At 66.9% G+C, this 20,718-nt stretch carries 17 protein-coding genes and 1 tRNA gene; 15 read left to right on the top strand and 3 right to left on the bottom strand.

Annotated features, from left to right (window positions below; genetic code table 11):
* Positions 1–25 precede the first annotated feature (25 nt).
* The 7 genes from CT3_RS04285 (at position 26) to CT3_RS04255 (ending at position 8,664) form a co-directional block, all read left to right on the top strand.
* On the top strand, positions 26–904 hold the full coding sequence (locus CT3_RS04285) for a PHP domain-containing protein (protein WP_066540776.1): 879 nt from the start codon (positions 26–28) through the stop codon (positions 902–904).
* A gap of 31 nt (positions 905–935) precedes the next feature.
* On the top strand, positions 936–1,571 hold the full coding sequence (locus CT3_RS04280) for an L-threonylcarbamoyladenylate synthase (RefSeq protein ID WP_066540774.1): 636 nt from the start codon (positions 936–938) through the stop codon (positions 1,569–1,571).
* Positions 1,572–1,612: 41 nt separating this feature from the next.
* Positions 1,613–2,281, top strand: a complete 669-nt coding sequence (locus tag CT3_RS04275) for a site-2 protease family protein (RefSeq protein WP_066540769.1) — start codon at positions 1,613–1,615, stop codon at positions 2,279–2,281.
* 61 nt (positions 2,282–2,342) lie between these two features.
* The gene (locus CT3_RS04270; RefSeq protein ID WP_066540766.1) at positions 2,343–3,659 is read left to right on the top strand and encodes a tryptophan--tRNA ligase; all 1,317 of its coding nucleotides are present in this window, start codon (positions 2,343–2,345) and stop codon (positions 3,657–3,659) included.
* A gap of 68 nt (positions 3,660–3,727) precedes the next feature.
* Positions 3,728–4,444, top strand: coding sequence for a response regulator transcription factor (locus CT3_RS04265; RefSeq protein WP_066540763.1), 717 nt, complete (start codon positions 3,728–3,730; stop codon positions 4,442–4,444).
* A gap of 61 nt (positions 4,445–4,505) precedes the next feature.
* Positions 4,506–6,212 (top strand): FecR family protein, encoded by a 1,707-nt coding sequence (locus CT3_RS04260; RefSeq protein ID WP_172591859.1) that lies wholly within the window; start codon positions 4,506–4,508, stop codon positions 6,210–6,212.
* Positions 6,213–6,330: 118 nt separating this feature from the next.
* Positions 6,331–8,664 (top strand): CHASE2 domain-containing protein, encoded by a 2,334-nt coding sequence (locus tag CT3_RS04255; RefSeq protein ID WP_225608831.1) that lies wholly within the window; start codon positions 6,331–6,333, stop codon positions 8,662–8,664.
* A gap of 215 nt (positions 8,665–8,879) precedes the next feature.
* On the opposite strand, the gene CT3_RS04250 is transcribed toward CT3_RS04255, so the two are convergent.
* Positions 8,880–8,956 (bottom strand) — tRNA-Arg (locus CT3_RS04250).
* Between the two features lie 283 nt (positions 8,957–9,239).
* Here CT3_RS04250 and CT3_RS04245 point away from each other — a divergent pair.
* Complete coding sequence (locus CT3_RS04245) at positions 9,240–10,313, top strand: DNA/RNA non-specific endonuclease (protein WP_066540749.1); 1,074 nt, start codon at positions 9,240–9,242, stop codon at positions 10,311–10,313.
* 64 nt (positions 10,314–10,377) lie between these two features.
* Here the strand turns inward: CT3_RS04245 and CT3_RS04240 are convergent, their stop codons facing one another.
* Both CT3_RS04240 and CT3_RS04235 read right to left on the bottom strand, forming a co-directional pair.
* Complete coding sequence (locus tag CT3_RS04240; RefSeq protein ID WP_066540746.1) at positions 10,378–10,926, bottom strand: hypothetical protein; 549 nt, start codon at positions 10,924–10,926, stop codon at positions 10,378–10,380.
* Positions 10,927–11,104: 178 nt separating this feature from the next.
* Positions 11,105–11,914, bottom strand: a complete 810-nt coding sequence (locus tag CT3_RS04235; RefSeq protein ID WP_066540743.1) for a TOBE domain-containing protein — start codon at positions 11,912–11,914, stop codon at positions 11,105–11,107.
* Between the two features lie 83 nt (positions 11,915–11,997).
* On the opposite strand from CT3_RS04235, the gene modA reads away from it, so the two are divergent.
* The 7 genes from modA (at position 11,998) to fdhE (ending at position 20,625) form a co-directional block, all read left to right on the top strand.
* A complete protein-coding gene (gene modA, locus CT3_RS04230) occupies positions 11,998–12,756 on the top strand; it encodes a molybdate ABC transporter substrate-binding protein (RefSeq protein ID WP_066540740.1) in 759 nt (252 codons plus the stop codon).
* Between the two features lie 124 nt (positions 12,757–12,880).
* Positions 12,881–13,579, top strand: coding sequence for a molybdate ABC transporter permease subunit (gene modB, locus CT3_RS04225; RefSeq protein WP_066540738.1), 699 nt, complete (start codon positions 12,881–12,883; stop codon positions 13,577–13,579).
* The gene (gene modC, locus CT3_RS04220) at positions 13,576–14,673 is read left to right on the top strand and encodes a molybdenum ABC transporter ATP-binding protein (protein WP_066540735.1); all 1,098 of its coding nucleotides are present in this window, start codon (positions 13,576–13,578) and stop codon (positions 14,671–14,673) included. The genes modB and modC overlap by 4 nt, the downstream gene beginning before the upstream one ends.
* A gap of 383 nt (positions 14,674–15,056) precedes the next feature.
* Positions 15,057–18,107, top strand: coding sequence for a formate dehydrogenase-N subunit alpha (gene fdnG / locus CT3_RS04215; protein WP_083520590.1), 3,051 nt, complete (start codon positions 15,057–15,059; stop codon positions 18,105–18,107).
* Positions 18,108–18,116: 9 nt separating this feature from the next.
* Complete coding sequence (gene fdxH, locus CT3_RS04210; protein ID WP_066540732.1) at positions 18,117–19,025, top strand: formate dehydrogenase subunit beta; 909 nt, start codon at positions 18,117–18,119, stop codon at positions 19,023–19,025.
* Positions 19,022–19,681, top strand: coding sequence for a formate dehydrogenase subunit gamma (locus tag CT3_RS04205; protein WP_066540730.1), 660 nt, complete (start codon positions 19,022–19,024; stop codon positions 19,679–19,681). The genes fdxH and CT3_RS04205 overlap by 4 nt, the downstream gene beginning before the upstream one ends.
* Complete coding sequence (fdhE, locus tag CT3_RS04200) at positions 19,678–20,625, top strand: formate dehydrogenase accessory protein FdhE (RefSeq protein ID WP_066540728.1); 948 nt, start codon at positions 19,678–19,680, stop codon at positions 20,623–20,625. The genes CT3_RS04205 and fdhE overlap by 4 nt, the downstream gene beginning before the upstream one ends.
* Positions 20,626–20,718: the final 93 nt, after the last annotated feature.

Below are 20,718 nucleotides of genomic sequence, written 5' to 3'. Positions count from 1 at the left end.
GCGGCCAGACTTTTACAATGTCCGCGTGCCCACCCCCTATCTGAATGCCGATCTCCATTGCCACTCCACCTTCTCGGATGGCACGCTGGCGCCTGCCGAACTGGCGGCCCGTGCGCGCCAGGGCGGCGTGGACCTGTGGTCACTGACCGACCACGACGAGCTGGCCGGGCAGACCGCAGCCTGCCAGGCCGCACATGCCCAGGGCCTGGACTACCTCACGGGGGTGGAGATTTCGGCCAGCTATGCCGGCCACACCATCCATATCGTGGGCCTGGGCTTTGACTGCGCAGATGGGCCATTGCAGCAAGGTTTGCACGCCTTGCGCCACAGCCGGGGCCCACGGGCTCAGGAAATGGGACACCAGCTGGCACTGGCCGGCATCCCCGATGCCTACGCAGGCGCGTTGCGCTATGTGGGCAACCCCGATCTGATTTCGCGCACCCATTTCGCCCGCTTTCTGGTGGATGCAGGCATCTGCGCCGATGTGACCGAGGTGTTCCAGCGCTTTCTGACCGAGGGCAAGCCCGGCTTTGTGCCCCAGCGCTGGGCCGGCGTGGCCGAAGCCGTGCAGTGGATCACCGCCGCCCGCGGCGTGGCGGTGATGGCCCACCCGGCCCGCTACGCTCTGGGCGGCACGCTGGAGCATGCGCTGCTGGACGAATTCAAGACCTGCGGCGGCCAGGGCATCGAAGTCACCTGCGGCGGCCACTCCGCCGCAGAAGCCCTGCGCTACGCCGAATGCGCCCGCGAATGGGGCTTGCACGCCTCGCGCGGCAGCGACTTCCACAGCCCGGCAGAATCCCGCATTGCCCTGGGGACCCTGCCCGCACTGCCCCGCAGGCTGAATCCCGTCTGGGAGCTGCTGGCAGACCGCATCCAGCCCGCCCCCCACCGCGCGCACTGACGCCCGGCACCGCTACCAGGAAACCAGCCCCATGGCCCAGTACTTCGAAATCCACCCGGTGGACCCCCAGCCCCGCTTGCTGCAGCAGGCGACCAACCTGTTGCGCGGCGGCGGCATCCTGGCCGTCCCCACCGATTCCAGCTATGCCCTGGTCTGCCACCTGGACGACAAGAACGCCGTGGACCGTCTGCGCCGCATCCGCCAGATCAATGACAAGCACCACCTGACACTGCTGTGTCGTGACCTGTCGGAGCTGGCCAACTACGCCCGCGTGGACAACCGCCAGTACCGGCTGATGAAGCTGGCCACGCCAGGCCCCTACACCTTCATCCTGGATGCCACCAAGGAAGTGCCGCGCCGCGTGAGCCACCCGTCACGCAAGACCATCGGCCTGCGCGTGCCCGACCGCAAAGGCCTGCAGATGCTGCTGGAGCTGCACGGCGAGCCACTGCTGGGCACCACGCTGATTGCACCCGGCGAGACCGAACCATTGAATGACCCGGACGAGATCCGTGCGCGCTTTGACAAGCTGCTGGACGGCATCGTGGATGCCGGCGCCTGCCCCATGGAACCCACCACGGTGCTGGACCTCACCCCCATGTACAGCGGCGGCGATGCAGAGCTGGTGCGCCAGGGACAGGGCAGCCTCCAGGCTTTGGGGCTATAACCTCACCTTGCCTTCTTTCATACCTCGACTGCGCTGACACTGTGGACGCCACCGAACTCCTGCAAACCGTTCTGATCTATGCCCTGCCCGTGCTGTTCGCCATCACGGTGCACGAGGCCGCCCATGGCTACGTGGCCCGCCATTTCGGTGATCCCACGGCCACCATCCTGGGCCGGGTGACGCTCAACCCCCTCAAGCACATCGACCCCATCGGCACCATCCTGATGCCGCTGCTGCTGTACTTTTCCACCTCGGGCGCGTTTCTGTTCGGATATGCCAAACCGGTGCCGGTGGACTTCAGCCGCCTGCGCCACCCCAAGCGCGACATGATTTGGGTGGCGCTGGCCGGCCCGGCGGCCAACTTCCTGCAGGCCATCCTGTGGGCGGTGCTGCTGATCGTGCTGGTGGTGTCGGGCATCCAGGAACGCTTCTTCCTGGAAATGGCCCGCGCCGGCATCCTGACCAATCTGGTGATGTGGGCCTTCAACCTGTTCCCGCTGCCGCCGCTGGACGGTGGCCGCATTCTGGCGGGCCTGCTGCCTTCCAGGCTGGCCTACCAGTTTTCGCGCATCGAGCCGTTCGGCTTCTTCATTGTTCTGGGTCTGGTCCTCTTCGGCTTTGTCGGCACCTGGTGGCTGCGTCCGCTGATGGCCTGGGGCTACGAAGCCCTGGACTGGATACTCACCCCTTTGACCCGCTGGCTCGCCTGATCCATTTTTTCCTTTGCGTGGAGCGCCCACCGGCGCTCCACGGCCTGAGACTGTCTGCACCATGACACAAGCCATTACCCGTTTCCTCACCGGCATCACCCCGTCCGGCACCCCCCACCTGGGCAACTACGCCGGCATGATGCGCCCCGCCATTGCCGCCAGCCGCGCCCCGAATGTGGAGAACTTCTACTTCCTGGCCGACTACCACGCACTGATCAAATGCCAGGATCCGGACCGCGTGCAGCGCTCCACGCTGGAAATCGCCGCCAGCTGGCTGGCTGCCGGCCTGGACCCGTCCCATGTGACCTTCTACCGCCAGTCCGATGTGCCCGAGATCCCCGAGCTGACCTGGTTCCTCACCTGCGTGACCGGCAAGGGGCTGCTCAACCGCGCCCACGCCTACAAGGCGGCCGTGGACAAGAACACCGCCGCCGGCACCGAGCCAGATGACGGCGTGACGGCCGGCCTGTTCATGTACCCAGTGCTGATGGCGGCCGACATCCTGGCCTTCAACGCCCACAAGGTCCCCGTGGGCCGCGACCAAGTGCAGCACATCGAAATGGCGCGCGACATGGCGTCCAGCTTCAACCACCTGTATGGCGAGCACTTCACCCTGCCCGAAGCGGCCGTGGAAGACAGCGTGGCCCTGCTGGCCGGTCTGGACGGCCGCAAGATGAGCAAGAGCTACGACAACACCATCCCCCTGTTCACGCCCCCTGCCCAGCTGAAGAAGCTGATCGGCTCCATCGTGACCGACTCGCGTGCACCGGGTGAACCCAAGGAAGTCGAAGGCTCGGCCCTGTTCCAGATGTACCAGGCCTTTGCTACGGCCGAAGAGACCGCCGCCATGCGCCAGGCCTACGCCGACGGCATCAGCTGGGGCGATGCCAAGCAGAAGCTGTACGAGTGCATCGAGCGCGAAATCACCCCCATGCGCGCCCGGTACGAAGACCTGATGGCCCACCCCGAAAAGGTGGAAGCCGTGCTGCAGGCCGGTGCCGAACGTGCCCGCGCCCTCAGCCGCCCGCTGCTGCAGCGCCTGCGCGCCGCCGTGGGCCTGCGCACGCTGACTGGCATGACACAGACCAGCCAGAAGGCGGCCAAGGCCGACAAGGCCGCACTGCCGGTGTTCAAGCAATACCGCGAGAAAGACGGCCAGTTCTATTTCAAGCTCACCACCGCCAGCGGCCAGGTGCTGCTGCAGAGCACCGGCTTTGCCCAGCCCCGCGAGGCCGGCCAGCACATCGCCCGCCTGCAGCAGGAAGGTGCCGCCGCACTGGAGGCCGTGCGCAGCCATCTGCAGCCGCTGGACGGCGTGCAGGAGGCCGACATCACCGCCGCCCTGCAGCAGCTCCACGCTGCCGCCCAGGCGGAATGACCCGGGTGCACTGCCCGCCACGCCAGGTTTGAGACAATCCACGCAAACACCAGGGAGGCCCCACCACTATGCGTATCGCAGTTCTTGACGACGACCCACTGCAACTGGAGCTGATCGACCAGGTGGTGCGCCAGGCGGGCCACCTGTGCCGTCTGCACCACAGCGGAGCTAGCTTTGTGCAGGATCTGCGCCGCGAGAGCTTCGATCTGCTGCTGGTGGACTGGGAAGTGCCCGACCTCTCCGGCCCCGAAGTCGTGCGCTGGGCGCGCGAGCACCTGCCGGCCACCCTGCCCATCGTGTTCATCACCCACCGCAGCGAAGAGCGCGATCTGGTCGAAGGCCTGAACTGCGGGGCCGATGATTTCATCGTCAAGCCCATCCGCGTGGCCGAGCTGCAGGCACGCATTGCCGCGCTGCTGCGCCGCGCCTACCCGCAGGCCCAAGAGGATGTGCTGGAGTTCGGTCCCTACCGCTTCACCCAGTCCACCTTCACGGCCGAGTTCCACGACCAGTCCGTGGTGCTCACGCACCGGGAATTCGCGCTGGCCGTGCTGCTGTTCCAGAACCAGGGCCGGCTGATGTCGCGCGACCATCTGCGCGAAGCCGTCTGGGGGCAGAACTCCGAAGTGCTGTCGCGCACGCTGGACACCCATGTCTCGCGCCTGCGCCAGGTGCTGCGCCTGCGCCCCGGCCAGGAGTACGCCATCTCGGCCGTCTACGGCCTGGGCTACCGGCTGGATGCACTGGGCTGCACCACGCCCACCGATCTGGACCTGGCCTCCTAGCCCCACCTCCAGCAACTTGCGGCTATCGGCTTTTTCCTGCAGGCTTGCATGCTGTATGCCTATGCACTTTCTCCGTCCTGCACCTTTGTGGCCCAGCGCCGCCGCCTGCATTCTTCTCACCCTGGCCTGCAGCGCCCAGGCACAGACTGCCGCCTCCTCGGCCACCGGGGTGACGCGCCACCGCATCCACACCGGCGATACGCTGGAACAGCTGGCCCGCCACTACCTGGGTGACGCCAGCCAATGGCAGCTGTTGCAACGGCACAACCAGGTCGGCAGTCCCTACCGCCTGCAGCCGGGCTCGGTGCTGGAGATTCCCAACCACCTGCTGCGCATGGCCACGGCCTCGGTAGACTATTTGCAGGGCCGGGTGACCGTGCTGCCGCCGCCGTCGCACACCGGATCGGCCGGCGAATCCGCACTCACCCCGGGCCAGCAGCTGCCCGAAGGCAGCCGCCTGCATGTGGCGCCCGATGCCTTTGTCAGCGTGCGCCTGGCCGACGGCTCGCTGCTGAAGGTGCAGGCCGACAGCACGCTGCTGCTGCAACAGCTGCGCCGCAAAGGGCGCACGGGCAGCCTGCAATCGGTGGTGGAGCTGCAAAACGGCGCCGTGGAAGCGACTGTTCCGCCCAACAAGGCCCAGCCTGCGGCGCTGGACGTGCGCACCGGCACGGCCACCAGCAGCGTGCGCGGCACGCAGTTCGGTGTCTACCTTGCGGCCGACGGCAGCACCGCCACCGCCGTGCAGCAGGGTGCGGTGCAGGTGGCATCCCACCAGTCCCCCAACGCCAGTGCCCTGGTACCCAAGGGCCGCGGCGCTGCCGTGACAGCCGACGGCCAACTGCACCAGGCGGCACTGCTGCCGGCACTGCCCCAGGGCCAGTTGCCCCGCCTGGCCGAAGATGCCCAATGGCTGGACCTCCCCTTGCCGGCCCCCACCCAGGGTGCAGGCTATGTGGTGCAAGTCACACAGGATGCGGCCGGCCAGCAGGTGCTGCGCAATGGCCGCTTTACCGGCGACAAGGCCCGCTTTGCCGCCGTGCCGGATGGCAGCTATTTCCTGCGCGTGCAGGCCATGGACGGCCATGGCATTCCCGGTCTGCCCGCCCAGGGGCCGCTGAAGGTCAAGGCCCACCCGGTGCCACCGCTCTACCAGACAGAGCCCGCCGCCCAACTGCCCACCGATGGTGTGGACCTGCGCTGCACGCCGGTGCATGGCGTGTCCGCCTACCGCATCCAGATTGCGGCCGCCGGCCAGGATTTCAGCGTCCCGCTGCAAGACCGGGTGGTGCGTGAAGGCTGCGCGCTGCAGACCACCGACCTCGCCGCAGGCAACTACCACTGGCGCACCGCCAGCATCCGCACGCTGGACAACGGCCAGACGGACCAAGGTCCGTTTTCCGCGCCCCAGGATTTTCGTGCCATCCCGCGCCCCGCCGTGCCCGATGCGGCCGCGCTGCAGTGGAACACCGCCGCTGGCGTGCCCACCATGCACTGGCAGGGCGAGCCCGGCCAGAGCTGGCGCATTGTCGTGGCCCGTACACCCGAGGCCGAGCACCCGGTGCTGGACACCCGTGTGAACCAGCCCGCATGGCAGGCCGCCAACCTCGGCCCCGGCCAGTACTTCCTGCGCCTGCAGGTGCGCGATCCGTCCGGCCTGGACAGTCCGCTGTCGACCGCACGCCAGTTCACCGTGCTGCCCTGGGTGCGCGATGGCTCCGGCATGCCGCTGCGCAGCGGTAGCGGCCTGGATGTGCTCTCGCCATGAGCCCCACTGCGCCCCTGGCGGATCACTTCCCTCCGGCGGGCCGGCTGCGCGGTTGCCACGCCAGACCCTCGTCGACCTTGCCAAGAAAGCGGCTGGGCCTCCGCACCCCTAGCGCACCATGGCAAGCCGCCATGCCCCGCACATGTGGCGCTGGCTGAATCGGCTGCGCGCCTCTGACGTGTCACAGGGCCACCTGGGACTGCGGCGGGAATGGTGGATCTTCAGCGCCCTGCTGCTGGCCGCCTGCTGGTGGCTGGCCGGCCCGCAGCAGCTGGAGCGCAGCAATCTGCTGGTGCAGGATCTGGCGACCCGGCTGCAGCAGCGCCCGGCATCGCCCGAGGTGGTGGTGATTGCCATCGACGAGCGCAGCATCGAAGCCATTGGGCGCTGGCCCTGGCGCCGGGCCATCCACGCCCAGCTGGTGCGCCACCTCTCGGCGCAGAACCCCAAGGCCATCGGGCTGGATGTGCTGTTCAGTGAAGAAGATCTGGACTACCCCGCCGACGACGCCCTGCTGGCCAGCGCTATTGCCGACAGCGGTCGCGTGGTGCTGCCGGTGGCGCAAGACCTGGCAGGCCGCCCCGTGGGCCAGTTGCCCGCCCTGGTCCAGGCCGCCGCCGCCCTGGGCCATGTGCAGTTGCGTGTGGATGCCGATGGCGGCGTACGCAGCTTTGCACCGCGCGCCGGCCTGGCCGGTCAGAGCCATTTGCACCTGGGCCTGGCCATGCGCTGCGTGGCCCAGCCGCAGGATGCGCTGTGTGCGCCGCAGCCTGCCGGTGCCCCGCCCGCCCTGCAATACATCGGCTTTGCCGGCGGCAACCCGGCATTCACCACCTATTCCTATATCGACGTGGTGCGCGGCGCCATTCCCGCCAGCGCCTTCCGCGGCAAGTATGTGGTGGTCGGCAGCCTGGCCACCGGCTTGTCCGCATCCATCGCCACCCCCACCCAGACGGCGCAGCACACCCCCAATGTGGTGATGGTGGCCCAGATCCTCAATGGTGCGCTCCAGCACACGCATGCGACGCCGGCATCGGCCACAGCCAACCGGCTGTTCAATGTCCTGCCTGTGCTGCTGACTCTGCTGGCCCTGGCCCTGCTGGGCCCCTCGGCCGCGCTGGCCGCCTGCGTGCTGCTGTGGTCCGCCACCTTGCTGACGGCCACCCTGGCACCGCTGTGGTGGCAACTGGTGCTGACTCCTGCGGCGGCACTGCTGCTGGTGGCTCTGGCCTACCCGCTGTGGAGCTGGCGGCGCCTGAATGCCGCGGCCCGCTTTCTGGAGCATGAAATGCGCGACCTGGGCCGCAGCGGCGCACTGGCACCGCTGCAGTCCGGCCTGATGGGCCAGGACATGCTGGCCCAGCGCATCCAGGCGGTGGAGCAGGCCTCGCGCCAGCTGCGTGCCCTGCACCACTTTGTCAGCGAAAGCCTGCTGCAGCTGCCCTCCCCCACACTGGTGTGCGATCCGCAAGGCCGCATCCTGCTGGCCAACAGCGCGGCCCACCGCTATGCCCAGTCGCTGGGCCAGACGCTGCAGGAACGCCAGGACGTGCAACTGCTACTGGCCGGGGCCCGGGAAAACGAGAGCCAGGGACCGCTGTTCGACCCGCAGACCCTGGCGGGCGGACAGGCGTCCTTCCAGCATGAGGGAACCGACCGCCTGGGCAACCACCTGCTGCTGGTGGGCCGCCCGTTTGCCGCGCCGCCCACCACTGGCTGGCTGCTGACCCTGGTGGACATCACCCGCATGCGCCAGGCCATGGCCCAGCGCGACCAGGCCATGCATTTCATCTCGCACGACATCCGCGCCCCGATCGGCGCCATCGTCACCCTGCTGGAGATGGACCGCACCTTCGGCCACAGGGCGGCAGACAGTGCCGGCCCCTTGGTGTCCAGCGACACCGAAGTGCGCATCGAACGCTATGCCCGCAGCGCCCTGGCGCTGGCGGATGACTTTGTGCACCTGGCCCGCGCCCAGCAGCAGCCCCCGCGCCAGGAAGCCGTGGAGCTGGGCCTGCTGCTGGAGCAGGCCGTGGACGACAGCTGGGCCGCCGCCCATGCCAAGCTGATCGACATCGACTGGATGCCCCAGGAGGCGGAAGCCCTGGTCACAGGCGACCCCGGTCAGTTGCGCCGCGTGCTGGGCAATCTGCTGGGCAATGCCGTCAAATACAGCCCCGCCGGCAGCACCGTGCACTGCAGCATCACAGAACGCCCTGCGCACTGGGTGGTGGTGCTGCGCGATGAGGGCGATGGCATCAGCCCCGAGCAGCAGGCCACACTGTTCCAGCCCTTTACCCGCCTGGCCCAGCATGAAGCCAGCCACATACAGGGAGTGGGCCTGGGTCTGGCCTTTGTGCACACCGTGATGCAGCGCCACGGCGCCGTGATGGAGCTGGACAGCACGCCCGGCCAGGGCAGCACCTTCCGCCTGGTGTTTGCCAAGCGCTGATCCCGCACCGACGTTACGCCCGGAGCGGGGCATGCAGGCTTCGCCAAGACGTCAGCACTGCGCACGGGTCTGCGGATGGGGTAGGGGGTGCAATAGATAGCTGAGCGTTGCACATGCGGATGTGCACAGACATCCAAAGCGGGCGGCACATTGACCGCAGACGGCCCCGAAAACGAAAAAGCCTCAGAGCGTTTCCACTCTGAGGCTTGTCGTTTTGGTGCGGCTGGCAGGAATCGAACCCACGACCCCTTGGTTCGTAGCCAAGTACTCTATCCAGCTGAGCTACAGCCGCCGAAGCCATGATTATATGCAGAAAAAACAGGGCTTCAGGGAAAATGCTGAATTTTTCGCAGCAAAGCGCCAAAAACCGCGGCACAGGCACCCGTAAGACACCTGGGTATTTTTACAGTTATTTGCAACAAGATAAGCTTGTAAGGCTTACACTCCATAGATAAGTTGCTATGTGAAAAATAGCAACCACCTCCGGTTCCCGCCCGGCCGCTCCTTTCCCCGTGCCCGCCCTGTCTGCCGTGCGTCGCCTGCGCCCACGGTGCTGGCAGCGGCTTTGTGTGTCCATGGCCACCCGCAAGCGCAAGTCTTCTCCCGCTCCCCTCCACTGGTTCCAGCGACTCAGGCACCGGCTCACCGGCCGCCTGGCGTTCTTCATCTGGGGCGCCCTGTTCGGCAACGCCGTGCTGGTACAGGCCTTGAGCCCCTGGGACCTGCTGACCCGCAGTCCGGAAAGCCTGCTCAGCCAATCCTGGCGCAGCCACCTGGACGGTGCGCGCCAGCAGCTGCGCGGCTGGGGCGAAGGACTGGCCGATGAAGCCACACGCTTGGTCAAGCAACGCATCGGGAACTGGGCCCAGTCCCCCGCCCCCTCCCAGGCCACACGCCCCACGGCATCGCCGGCGACCACGGCCAGCACGCCAACAACCGCCACAGCCTCCTCCGCCATCGACAGCAGCGGCTTTGCGGCCTGCCGTGAGCAGTTTCCGGCCGGCCGTGTCCTGCAACCAGGCAGCATCGGCACCGAATGGGCTGCGCGCGCGCTGTGCTCGGAAGGGTTTGCCGTGCTGTATTCCGGCCGCACCAAGACGCCGATGGTGGTGGTGGAGCGGCTGAACCGGGGCCGCCTGCAGCAGGCGGCCGGCCAGGAACGCACCGACCGCTTCTATGCCGACGCGCGCGTACCCAGTGCACAGCGCGCCACGCTGGCGGACTACCAGGGCAGCGGCTATGACCGCGGACACATGGCCGCTGCCGCCAACCAGTACAGCGCCAGCGGCATGGCCCAGTCGTTCGCCCTGACGAACATGGTGCCCCAGGACCCGACCAACAACCGCAAGGTCTGGGCCAAGCTGGAGGCCGATGTGCGCAAATACGCACAGCGCGCGGCGGGCGATGTGTTTGTCTTCAGCGGCCCGCTCTACCAGGGTGTGCCGCACTTGCTGGGAAGCAGCCAGGTCTGGGTTCCCGACCACTTGTTCAAGCTGGTCTACGACGCCAGCAGCCAGCGTGCCTGGGCCTATGTGCTGCCCAACAGCGCCGACGCCCAGATCCAGCGCCCCATGGATTACGCCGACTTCGTGGTGCAGACCCAGTGGCACCTGCTGTCGGGCTTGCCGGTGACGGGCGGGGTGCAGTGAATGCACCGGCCTGCCCATGAAAAAACCGCCCGAAGGCGGTATCTGCTGGGTGGCCTGGGAGGAATCAGCCCACGCGGCTGTCTTGTGCCGAATCGGGCTGCGGCAGCTCCGATTCTTCGCGCAGGCGCACCCGCATCCAGAAGCCGCGCGCCTCGCCCGGCTTGACCAACTGGGTGGTCAGCTTCATCTGCTTCATGGGCAGCACTTCCACGCTGTGCAGCGTGGGCATGCGCAAAATGGCTTCCTGCGTCGGCATTTTCCAGTACTGGTCGTAGCCTGCGTGGTAGGACACCTCTTCGCACAGGCCGATGCGCTGCAGATCGGACAGCATGTGCTGGGTCAGCACCTCGCCCTGGGCGGCTCCCAGCCGGGGCACCAGAATCAGGCGCTGGGTATTGGGGCAGACAAACACCCACACCTCACCTGGTCCGCTCAGCCCTTTTTCCACCGGTTTTTCCGGGGCGGCACGCTCCGCACGGCGCATGGCCTGGGATTCGTCCTTGCCCATGAAGCGGCCACCGCCCACCTTCCCCTCATCGTCAGCGGATGTCGCAGCGGCAGGAGCGGCATCACTGCCGGACAGATTGGATTTCAGGCGATCAAAGATACTCACAGATAGCTCTCAATGTGGTGCGCTGCCTCCCCGGGCAGAGTCATGCGGTATGGTCCGTATTGTGTCAAAAATGAGGTATCCCCGATACCTGTCCGCCATGGCTGGCGTGTATCCGCCGTACCAGGGGTCACATTAGGCCCACTATCCCACCACCGGCCATCGGCGGGATTGACATGCATCAAGCACCGGCCAGACCTGCCCCATCCACCAGCGCCAGCACCACGGCCGCCGCAGGAATGCGCACCTGTACCTGCGCGCCGGGCTGCAGCGGCGCGCCCACGGCAAACCCCACCACATGCACGCCGCCCGGCAGGCGCACAGCCACTTCCGCGCCCTCGCCGGTATCGGCCCGCGTCACTTCGCCGTCCCAGACCGTGGCCTGCAACCCATCGGCCGCCGCCGCCCCGGACAGCACCTGCACCGCTGTGGCCTTGGCCATGGCCAGCACCGCCTGGCCGGGAAACAGCCCCATCAGTTCGGCACTTTCGCGCGTCACCTGGGCTCGCAACGGGGCCGCATGGCGGCTGTCGGTGTGCAGCAGCACGGTCACACGGCCGCCTTCGGTGTGCAGCGACTGCACCGTGCAAGGCCACTGGTTGCGCATGCTGGTGCGTACGGCCAGGCGTGCCAGCACCGGCTGGTGCAGGCCGGCGCCCTGCAAGCGGGCCAGCACCTCGGAGCGGGCACGCTCCATGGCATCGGCCGCCTGCAGCAGGGCATGACCGGCCTCGGTCAGCGTGGCACCGCCCCCGCCGGCGCCGCCCACGCTGCGCTCCACCAGGGTCACCCCCGCCAGATTGGTCAAGGTGTCCAGCGCCTGCCAGGCCGCCTTGTAGCTGATGCCGCAGTCGCGCGCGGACTGGGAGATGGAGCCGTTGTGCACCAGGTGTCGCAGCACCTCGATGCGCTTGTCCGACATGCTGTGGCCCAGCGCATCGAGCAAAGCCGTCGCGGGCATGGGGGAAGAAGAAGCGGTGCGGTCAGCCATAGCCCCGCATCATGCCTGCACAAAAAGTTGCAGGCGGACGGGATGGCTATACTTCGCGCTATTCAAATAAGGAATAGCGAACCATGTCCCAGTCTTTCCCTCTGCGCCACCTGACCCTCGCTTGTGCGGTGCTGCTGGCCGGTGCGGCCCACGCCGACGAAGTGTCCGTGGCAGTGGCCGCCAACTTCACCGCCCCGATGCAGAAGATTGCTGCCCAGTTCGAGAAGGACACGGGCCACAAGGCCGTGCTGTCGTTTGGGGCCACCGGCAAGTTCTACGCCCAGATCAGCAACGGTGCACCGTTTGGCATTCTGCTGGCTGCGGATGACACCACGCCCGAAAAGATCGCCAAGGAAGGCAAGGGCGTGGACGCCAGCCGCTTCACCTATGCCATCGGCCAGCTGGTGCTGTGGAGCAAGCAGGCAGGCTATGTGGACGACAAGGGTGCCGTGCTCCAGCGCAATGACTGGCAGCACATTGCCATCGCCAATCCCAAGCTGGCCCCTTACGGCCTGGCTGCCATGGAAACCCTGGGCAAGCTGGGCCTCACCGCCCAGGTGCAGCCCAAGACCGTGCTGGGCGAGAACATCGGCCAGACCTACCAGTTCGCAGCCAGCGGCAATGCGCAACTGGGCTTTGTGGCGCTGTCCCAGGTGATGGAAGACGGCAAGATCCGTGAAGGCTCGGCCTGGATCGTTCCCGCCTCCATGCACGAGCCCATCCACCAGGACGCCATCGTGCTGAACAGCGCCAAGGACAATGCCGCCGCCAAGGCGCTGATGGACTACCTCAAGGGCGACAAGGCCCGCGCCATCATCAAGTCCTATGGCTACGCCTTCTAAGCACCACAGTGCACCTGCGCGCACCGCGCGGGTTTCCGCATAAGGGGATCCCGCTGTCCTGGCCACCTGCGCCGGAACAGCGCCCCTCTGGTTTTTATATAGTGCGGCTTTCTGCCGCCATGCCGTGAACACACCCCACCTCAGCCCGGAAGACTGGGCCGCCATCCGCCTGACGCTGGAGCTCGCCAGCGTCACCACCGTGCTGCTGCTGGTGCTGACCACGCCGCTGGCCTGGTGGCTGGCACACACGCGCTCGCGCTGGCGTGGGCCCATCGGTGCCGTGGTGGCACTGCCGCTGGTGCTGCCGCCCACGGTGATCGGTTTCTATCTGCTGGTCACCATGGGGCCCCACGGCCCCATCGGCCAGCTGACCGAGGCCCTGGGCCTGGGGCGCCTGCCTTTCACCTTCCCCGGGCTTGTGGTGGGCTCGGTCGTGTACTCGCTGCCGTTTGCCGTGCAGCCGCTGCAGCGCGCCTTCGAGTCCATCGGCAACCGCCCTCTGGAAGTGGCGGCCACACTGGGCGCCAGCCGGCTGGACCGCTTCTTCACCGTGGCCCTGCCGCTGGCACGGCCCGGCTTCATCACCGCCGCCGTGCTGAGCTTTGCCCACACCGTGGGTGAATTCGGCATCGTGCTGATGCTGGGCGGCAACATCCCCGGCGTGACCCGCGTGGTGTCGGTGCAGATCTACGACCATGTGGAAGCCATGGAATACGCCCAGGCCCACTGGCTGGCCGGCGGCATGGTCGCCTTTGCCTTTGTGGTACTGGTGCTGTTGAGCTGGCTGCAGCCGCGCGAACACCGCCACGCCTCTCCACTATGACCGCGCCCCACTCCAACGACCGCAGCATTGCGGCCCACCTGCAACTGCAGCGCGCCGACTTTGCACTGGATGTACAGCTCAACCTGCCCGGTCAGGGCGTCACGGCCCTGTTCGGCCCATCCGGCTGCGGCAAGACCACCTTGCTGCGCAGCATCGCCGGGCTGGAGCGCGCGCATGGCCGCGTCACCGTGAACGGCGATGTCTGGCAGGACGACGCGGCCCGGCATTGGCTGCCCACGCACCAGCGCGCCCTGGGCTATGTGTTCCAGGAAGCCAGCCTGTTCCCCCACCTCACGGCCGAGGACAACATCCGCTACGGCCTGCGCCGCACCCCGGCTGCCCGCCAGCGTGTGGCGCTGGAGCAGGTGATCGAGCTGCTGGGCATTGCACCGCTGCTGCCGCGCAAGCCATCCACCTTGTCCGGCGGCGAACGCCAGCGCGTGGCCATCGCCCGGGCCCTGGCCACCAGCCCGCGCGTGCTGCTGATGGACGAGCCGCTCTCGGCGCTGGATGCCGAACGCAAGGCCGAGGTGCTGCCCTATCTGGACCGTCTGCAGGCCCACCAGGACATTCCGGTGCTCTACATCAGCCATTCGCTGGACGAGGTGGCACGCCTGGCCAGCCACCTGGTGCTGCTGCGCGCCGGCCGGGTGGTGGCCGAAGGCCACACGGCCCAACTGCTGGCACGCCTGGACCTGCCCCTGGCCCACGGGGACACGGCAGCGGCCGTGGTGCCCGCCACGGTCACGCAACACGACGCCAGCGACCACCTGACCACGGCGCAGTTCGACGGTGGCCAGCTGCGCCTGGTCGGCACCCAGGCTCGCGCCCCCGGCACGGCGGTGCGCCTGCGCATCCAGGCGCGGGACGTGAGTGTGGCGCTGGTGCCACCCGCGTATTCCAGCATTCTCAATGTGCTGCCGGTGCAGATAGCCGCCATCCAGCCCGAAGCCCCGGGCTACGCCATGCTGCAGGTGCAGGCTGGCGCCACCATGCTGCTGGCCCGGCTGAGCCAGCATTCGGTGCAGCAGATGGGCCTGTGCGCCGGCCAATCCGCCTGGGCCCAGGTCAAGGGTGTGGCCCTGCTGGATTGAGTGCATGCATTGCGGTGACCGTGCGCGCGGGGAATGCATACCCGAGGCTTGCGCTCATGTTTGCTGGACATCAAGGTGTGAGGTGAATAGATTCGCGTGCCTTCCCGTCTCCTTGTAGGAACTGGATGACATGAAGACTTGAGGGTCTTCACGCAATTCCTCGCTTTGCGAACCGGCGCCTGCCGCACCGGTTCAATTGCTTGCCATTGGCACCCCTCAACATTCGACGTGGCCCGTGAGGTCCGGCAATGCGTGGGCAATCGTCAAGGTCGAGGCTTCGAGTCCGGGCTATCCCCCCGGCTCACCAGGCGCATGCATGCCGCGCCTGCAAACCTAACGCCCTCCATGGTCATGGGAGCGCGGTTGAAGAAAAACGAATCACGATGAATCACGGCAGAAGAAGATTCTTCAAGCTCTGTGGCGCCGGTGCGGCCGGTGCGACGGCTGCAGCCCTGGGCTTTGCCCCCTCGGTGGCCATGGCCACCCTGCCCCGCCAGTACAAGCTGCTGCGCGCCAAGGAAACCCGCAACAACTGCACCTATTGCTCGGTCGGCTGCGGCATGCTGATGTACAGCCTGGGCGACGGCGCCAAAAACGCCAAGGCCAAGATCTTCCACATCGAAGGTGACCCGGACCACCCGGTCAGCCGCGGCTCGCTGTGCCCCAAGGGCGCGGGGGCACTCGACTACATCCACTCCGACCAGCGCCTGAAGTACCCCGAGGTGCGCGAAGCCGGCACCAACGAGTGGAAGCGCATCAGCTGGGACGAAGCCAACGAGCGCATCGCCCGCCTGCTCAAGGACGACCGCGACGCCAACTTCATCGAGAAGAACGAGAAGGGCCAGGTGGTCAACCGCTGGCTCAGCACCGGCATGCTGGCCTCGTCGGCCGCATCCAACGAAACCGGCGTGCTGGACTTCCGCTTTGCGCGCGCACTGGGCATGGTCGGCTTCGACTGCCAGGCGCGCCTGTGCCACGGCCCCACGGTGTCGGCCCTGGCGCCCTCGTTCGGCCGCGGGGCGATGACCAACCACTGGGTGGACATCAAGAACGCCAACGTGATTCTGGTCATGGGCGGCAACCCGGCGGAAGCCCACCCCGTGGGCTTCAAGTGGGCCATCGAAGCCAAGATCCACAACAAAGCCCATCTGATGGTGGTGGATCCGCGCTTCAACCGCACCGCGTCGGTGGCGGATTTCTACGCCCCGATCCGCGCCGGCTCCGACGCGGCCTTCTTGATGGGCATCGTCAACTACCTGCTGCAGCACGACAAGATCCAGCACGAATACGTCAAGGCCTACACCAACGCCAGCCTGATCGTGCGCGAGGACTACAGCTTCGAAGAAGGCCTGTTCAGCGGCTACAACGCCGACAAGAAGAGCTACGACAAGAGCAGCTGGACCTACGAGCGCGATGCCCAGGGTCATGCGCTGCAGGACCTGACGCTGCAGCACCCGCGCTGCGTGCTGAACCTGCTGAAGAAGCATGTGGAGCGCTACACGCCCGAGATGGTGAACACCATCACCGGCACCCAGGTCGAAGACTTTCTGCATGTGTGCGAGCAACTGGCCAGCACCTGCGTGCCCGACCGCACCGCGACCTTCCTGTACGCACTGGGCTGGACCCACCACACGGCGGGCGCCCAGATCATCCGCGGCTCGGCCATGATCCAGCTGCTGCTGGGCAACATCGGCATGGCCGGAGGCGGCGTGAATGCGCTGCGCGGTCACTCCAACATCCAGGGCTATACCGACCTGGGCCTGCTCTCCACGCGTCTGCCCGGTTACCTGAACCTGCCGACCGACCAACAGCAGACCATCGACGACTACCTGAAGGAGTCCACGCCGCAGGCCGATCTGCCCGGCCAGGTCAACTTCTGGAAGAACACGCCCAAGTTCTTCGTCAGCCTGATGAAGGACCTGTACGGCGACCATGCCACGCGCGAGAACAGCTGGGGCTACGACTGGCTGCCCAAGTGGGATCGCAGCTACGACATGCTGGCCTACTTCGATCTGATGTACCGCGGCAAGGTCAACGGCTACATCGCCCAGGGCTTCAACCCGGTGGCGGCCATGCCCGACTCCGGCAAGATCCGCGACGCGCTGTCCAAGCTCAAGTTCCTGGTCATCATCGACCCGCTGCAGACCGAGACCTCCACCTTCTGGAAGAACCACGGCGAATTCAACGACGTGGACCCCTCCCAAATCCAGACCACGGTGTTCCGCCTGCCCTCGTCGTGCTTTGCCGAGGAAAACGGCACCATCGTCAACTCCGGCCGCTGGCTGCAGTGGCACTGGGCCGCACAGGAGCCGCCGTTCGAGGCGCGCCATGACGGCCGCATTCTGGGCGGCATCTTCATGAAGCTGCGCGAGCTGTACGCCAAGGAAGGCGGTGCCAACCCGGCGCCGCTGATGAACACGCGCTGGCAATACCACAACCCCTACGATCCGCACCCCGAGGAAGTGGCCAAGGAAACCAACGGCTATGCGCTGGCGGACCTGTACGACGACAGCGGCAAGCTGATCGCCAAGAAGGGATCGCTGCTGTCCGATTTCGGCATGCTGCGCGATGACGGCACCACCGCGAGCTACTGCTGGATCTTTGCCGGTTCGTGGACCGAAGCCGGCAACCAGATGGCGCGCCGCGACAACACCGACACCGGACATGGCAACACCCCCGGCTGGGCCTGGGCCTGGCCGGCCAACCGCCGCGTGCTGTACAACCGCGCCTCGGCCGATCCCTCGGGCAAGCCCTGGGATCCCAAGCGCCAGATCCTGCACTGGGACGGCAAGAAATGGGGCGGCGCGGACGTGCCCGACTACCCGCTGACGGCAGCGCCGAACAGCGGCGTCAGCCCCTTCATCATGCAGCCCGACGGTCTGGGCCGCCTGTTCTCGCTCAAGGACATGAACGACGGTCCCTTCCCTGAGCACTACGAACCCACCGAAAGCCCGCTGGCCGCCAACCCGCTGCACCCCCAGGTCAGCAAGAGCCCCGTGGCGCGCGTCTTTGCCGACGATGCCGCCCGCATGGGCTCGCGCGAGCAGTTCCCCTATGTGGCCACGACCTACTCGATCACCGAGATGTTCCGCCACTGGACCAAGCACTCGCGCCTGAACGCCATCGTCCAGCCCGAACAGTTCATCGAACTCTCGGAAAAGCTGGCCGACAAGAAAGGCATCAAGGCCGGCGACATGATCCGCGTCTCCAGCAAGCGCGGCCACATCAAGGGCAAGGCCGTGGTGACCAAGCGCGTGATGACGCTGCAGGTCGATGGCCAGGAGATCGAGCAGATCGGCATTCCCTGCCACTGGGGCTACGAAGGCACCACGCGCAAGGGCTATCTGGCCAACACGCTGAGCCCCGGCATCGGGGACGCCAATGCCCAGACCCCCGAGTTCAAGGCCTTTCTGGTCAACATCGAAAAAGCATAAGGCGCGCCCATGAGTATGCAATCCCAAGATATCGTGCGGCGCTCGGCCACCAACGACCTCACGCCGGCCGCCCATGCACGCGACCACAAGGACGAGGTCGCCAAGCTGATCGACGTGAGCATCTGCATCGGCTGCAAGGCTTGCCAGGTTGCCTGCAGCGAATGGAATGATCTGCGTGACGACGTGGGCGAGAACTTCGGCGTCTACGACAACCCGCGCGACCTCTCGCCCAAGAGCTGGACGCTGATGCGCTTTGACGAGCATGTCAACGAAAAGGGCAAGCTGGAGTGGCTGATTCGCAAGGACGGCTGCATGCACTGTGAAGACCCCGGCTGCCTCAAGGCCTGCCCCCAGCCCGGCGCCATCGTGCAGTACGCCAACGGCATCGTGGACTTCCAGTCCGAGCACTGCATTGGCTGCGGCTACTGCGTGGCCGGCTGCCCGTTCAACGTGCCCCGCATCAGCAAGGAAGACAACAAGGCCTACAAGTGCACCTTGTGTTCCGATCGCGTTGCCGTGGGCCAGGAGCCTGCCTGCGTCAAGACCTGCCCCACCGGGGCGATCAGCTTCGGCGCCAAGGACGACATGCTGCACAAGGCCGAAGGCCGCGTGCAGGAAATGAAGAGCCGCGGCGTGGAGAACGCTGGCGTCTACAACCCGCCCGGCGTGGGCGGCACCCACGTGATGTACGTGCTGCACCATGCCGACCAGCCGGAGCTCTACCACAAGCTGCCCAAGGACCCCCACATCAGCGGCGTGGTGGAAGGCTGGAAGGGCTGGTTCAAGCCGCTGGCGGCCATCGGCTTTGTCACGGCACTGGCCGGCGCTGCCGCCCACTACATCAGTACCGGCCCCAACGAGGTCGATGAGGATGAAGACGAGGAGCATGACCACGCCAAGAAGGGAGAGAAGGCATGAAAAAAGACCGCATGATTTTGCGCACCCCGCTGCCCGATCGCCTGTGCCACTGGGCCATGGTGACCTGCTTCTTCCTGGTGGCCATGTCGGGCCTGTCCTGGCTGTTTCCCAGCCTGAACTGGCTCAACGGCGTGTTCGGCACGCCGCAGATGGCCCGCCTGCTGCACCCTTTCTTCGGCATCGTGGTGTTCGTGGCCCTGGTCTACCTGTTCATCCGGTTTGTGAAATACAACCTGCCTGAAAAGGAAGACCGCCTCTGGCTGGAAAACGTCAAGTCCGTGGTGGCCGGCGATCACAGCAAGCCGCTGCGCGTCGGCAAGTACAACGCTGGCCAGAAGCTCATGTTCTGGGGGATCATGGGCCTGATCTGCGCGCTGCTGCTCACCGGGCTGGTGATCTGGCGCGCCTATTTCGCCCACCTGTTCCCTATCCCGGTGCTGCGCGTGGCCCTGCTGCTGCACGCGGTCGCCGGCGTGGGCCTGATGCTGCTGATCATTGGCCACATCTACCTGGCCTTCTGGGTGAAGGGCTCGATCCGCGGCATGGTGACCGGCTATGTCAGCCATGCCTGGGCCAAGGCCCACCATGACCGCTGGCATGCACAGATCAGCGCCAAGGCTCCCGGCAAGAAGAAGACTGCGAGGCCGGCACGATGAGCATCCGCATCGTCCCTGAATCGGAACGCTCGCCGGGCGTGGAATACATCGCCCCGGTGCGCCTGCCCGATGCCACACGGCCCTACGCCCGGCGGGCCGCGCGCCTGCGCCAGCTGGCGGATGGCCACGCCATGGCCGACTACCTGCTGTGGGCCGCCGACCTGGTCGGCGCCCAGCAGGCTGCGGCCGAGGCCACGCCCCTGAGCGCCGCCGAAGTGCACGGTCTGGCCGAGGCCCTGCGCCAGTCCCATGCCCCGCTGCACAGTCACAGCCTGCAGCGTTCTGCCCATTGGCTGCAGCTGCTGGACGGCTTGCTGGCCCAGCTGGCGTCGCCCGCCAGCATGCAGGGCGCGCCCATCCAGCAGGCCCTGGCAGCGCTGCGCGCGGCCGACAGCGGCCAGCGCAACCGCTGGGCCAGTGCCTTGCTGGCCATGCTGCGCGGCGACGAACCGGCCGATGGCGCCGAATTGCCCGACGCGGGCGTCGCCCAGCTGCTGCACAGCGCCCTGTCGCTGTACTGGCGCCAGCTCGCCAGCCAGCTGCCCGGCAGCGGCATGGCCGAGCTGGGCGCCCACCGCCACGACTGCCCCGTCTGCGGCCACGCCCCCGCCGGCAGCCTGGTGCTGGGCGGTGCCCAGGCCGGCCTGCGCTACCTGCAATGCAGCCTGTGCGAGACGCAGTGGCATGTGGTGCGCACCACCTGCACCAGCTGCGATGCCTCCGGCAAGCTGGACTACTGGTGCCTGGAAGACGAAAAAGCCGCCATCAAGGCCGAGAGCTGCGGCGACTGCCACAGCTACCTCAAGGCCTTCTACCTGCAGGCCGACCACCAGCTGGAACTGGTGGCCGATGACCTGGCCAGCCTGGCCCTGGACGCCGAGATGGAAGCGCAGGACCTGGTGCGCAGCGGCATCAACCCGCTGATGCTGCCGCCGCTGGCCTGATTCACCCTTCCACCCTCGGCCCACCTGCTGTCCGCTTTCTGCGTGCCTTCTGCGCCCCCACAGCCCTGCAGACCGTCCTTGCCCGGGACAGTT

It is taken from the genome of Comamonas terrigena NBRC 13299 (assembly GCF_006740045.1).
GTDB classification, from domain to species: Bacteria; Pseudomonadota; Gammaproteobacteria; order Burkholderiales; family Burkholderiaceae_C; genus Comamonas; species Comamonas terrigena.
The sequence above is the reverse complement of the archived record's forward strand: the minus strand, read 5'-3'. Positions and strand labels throughout refer to the sequence as shown.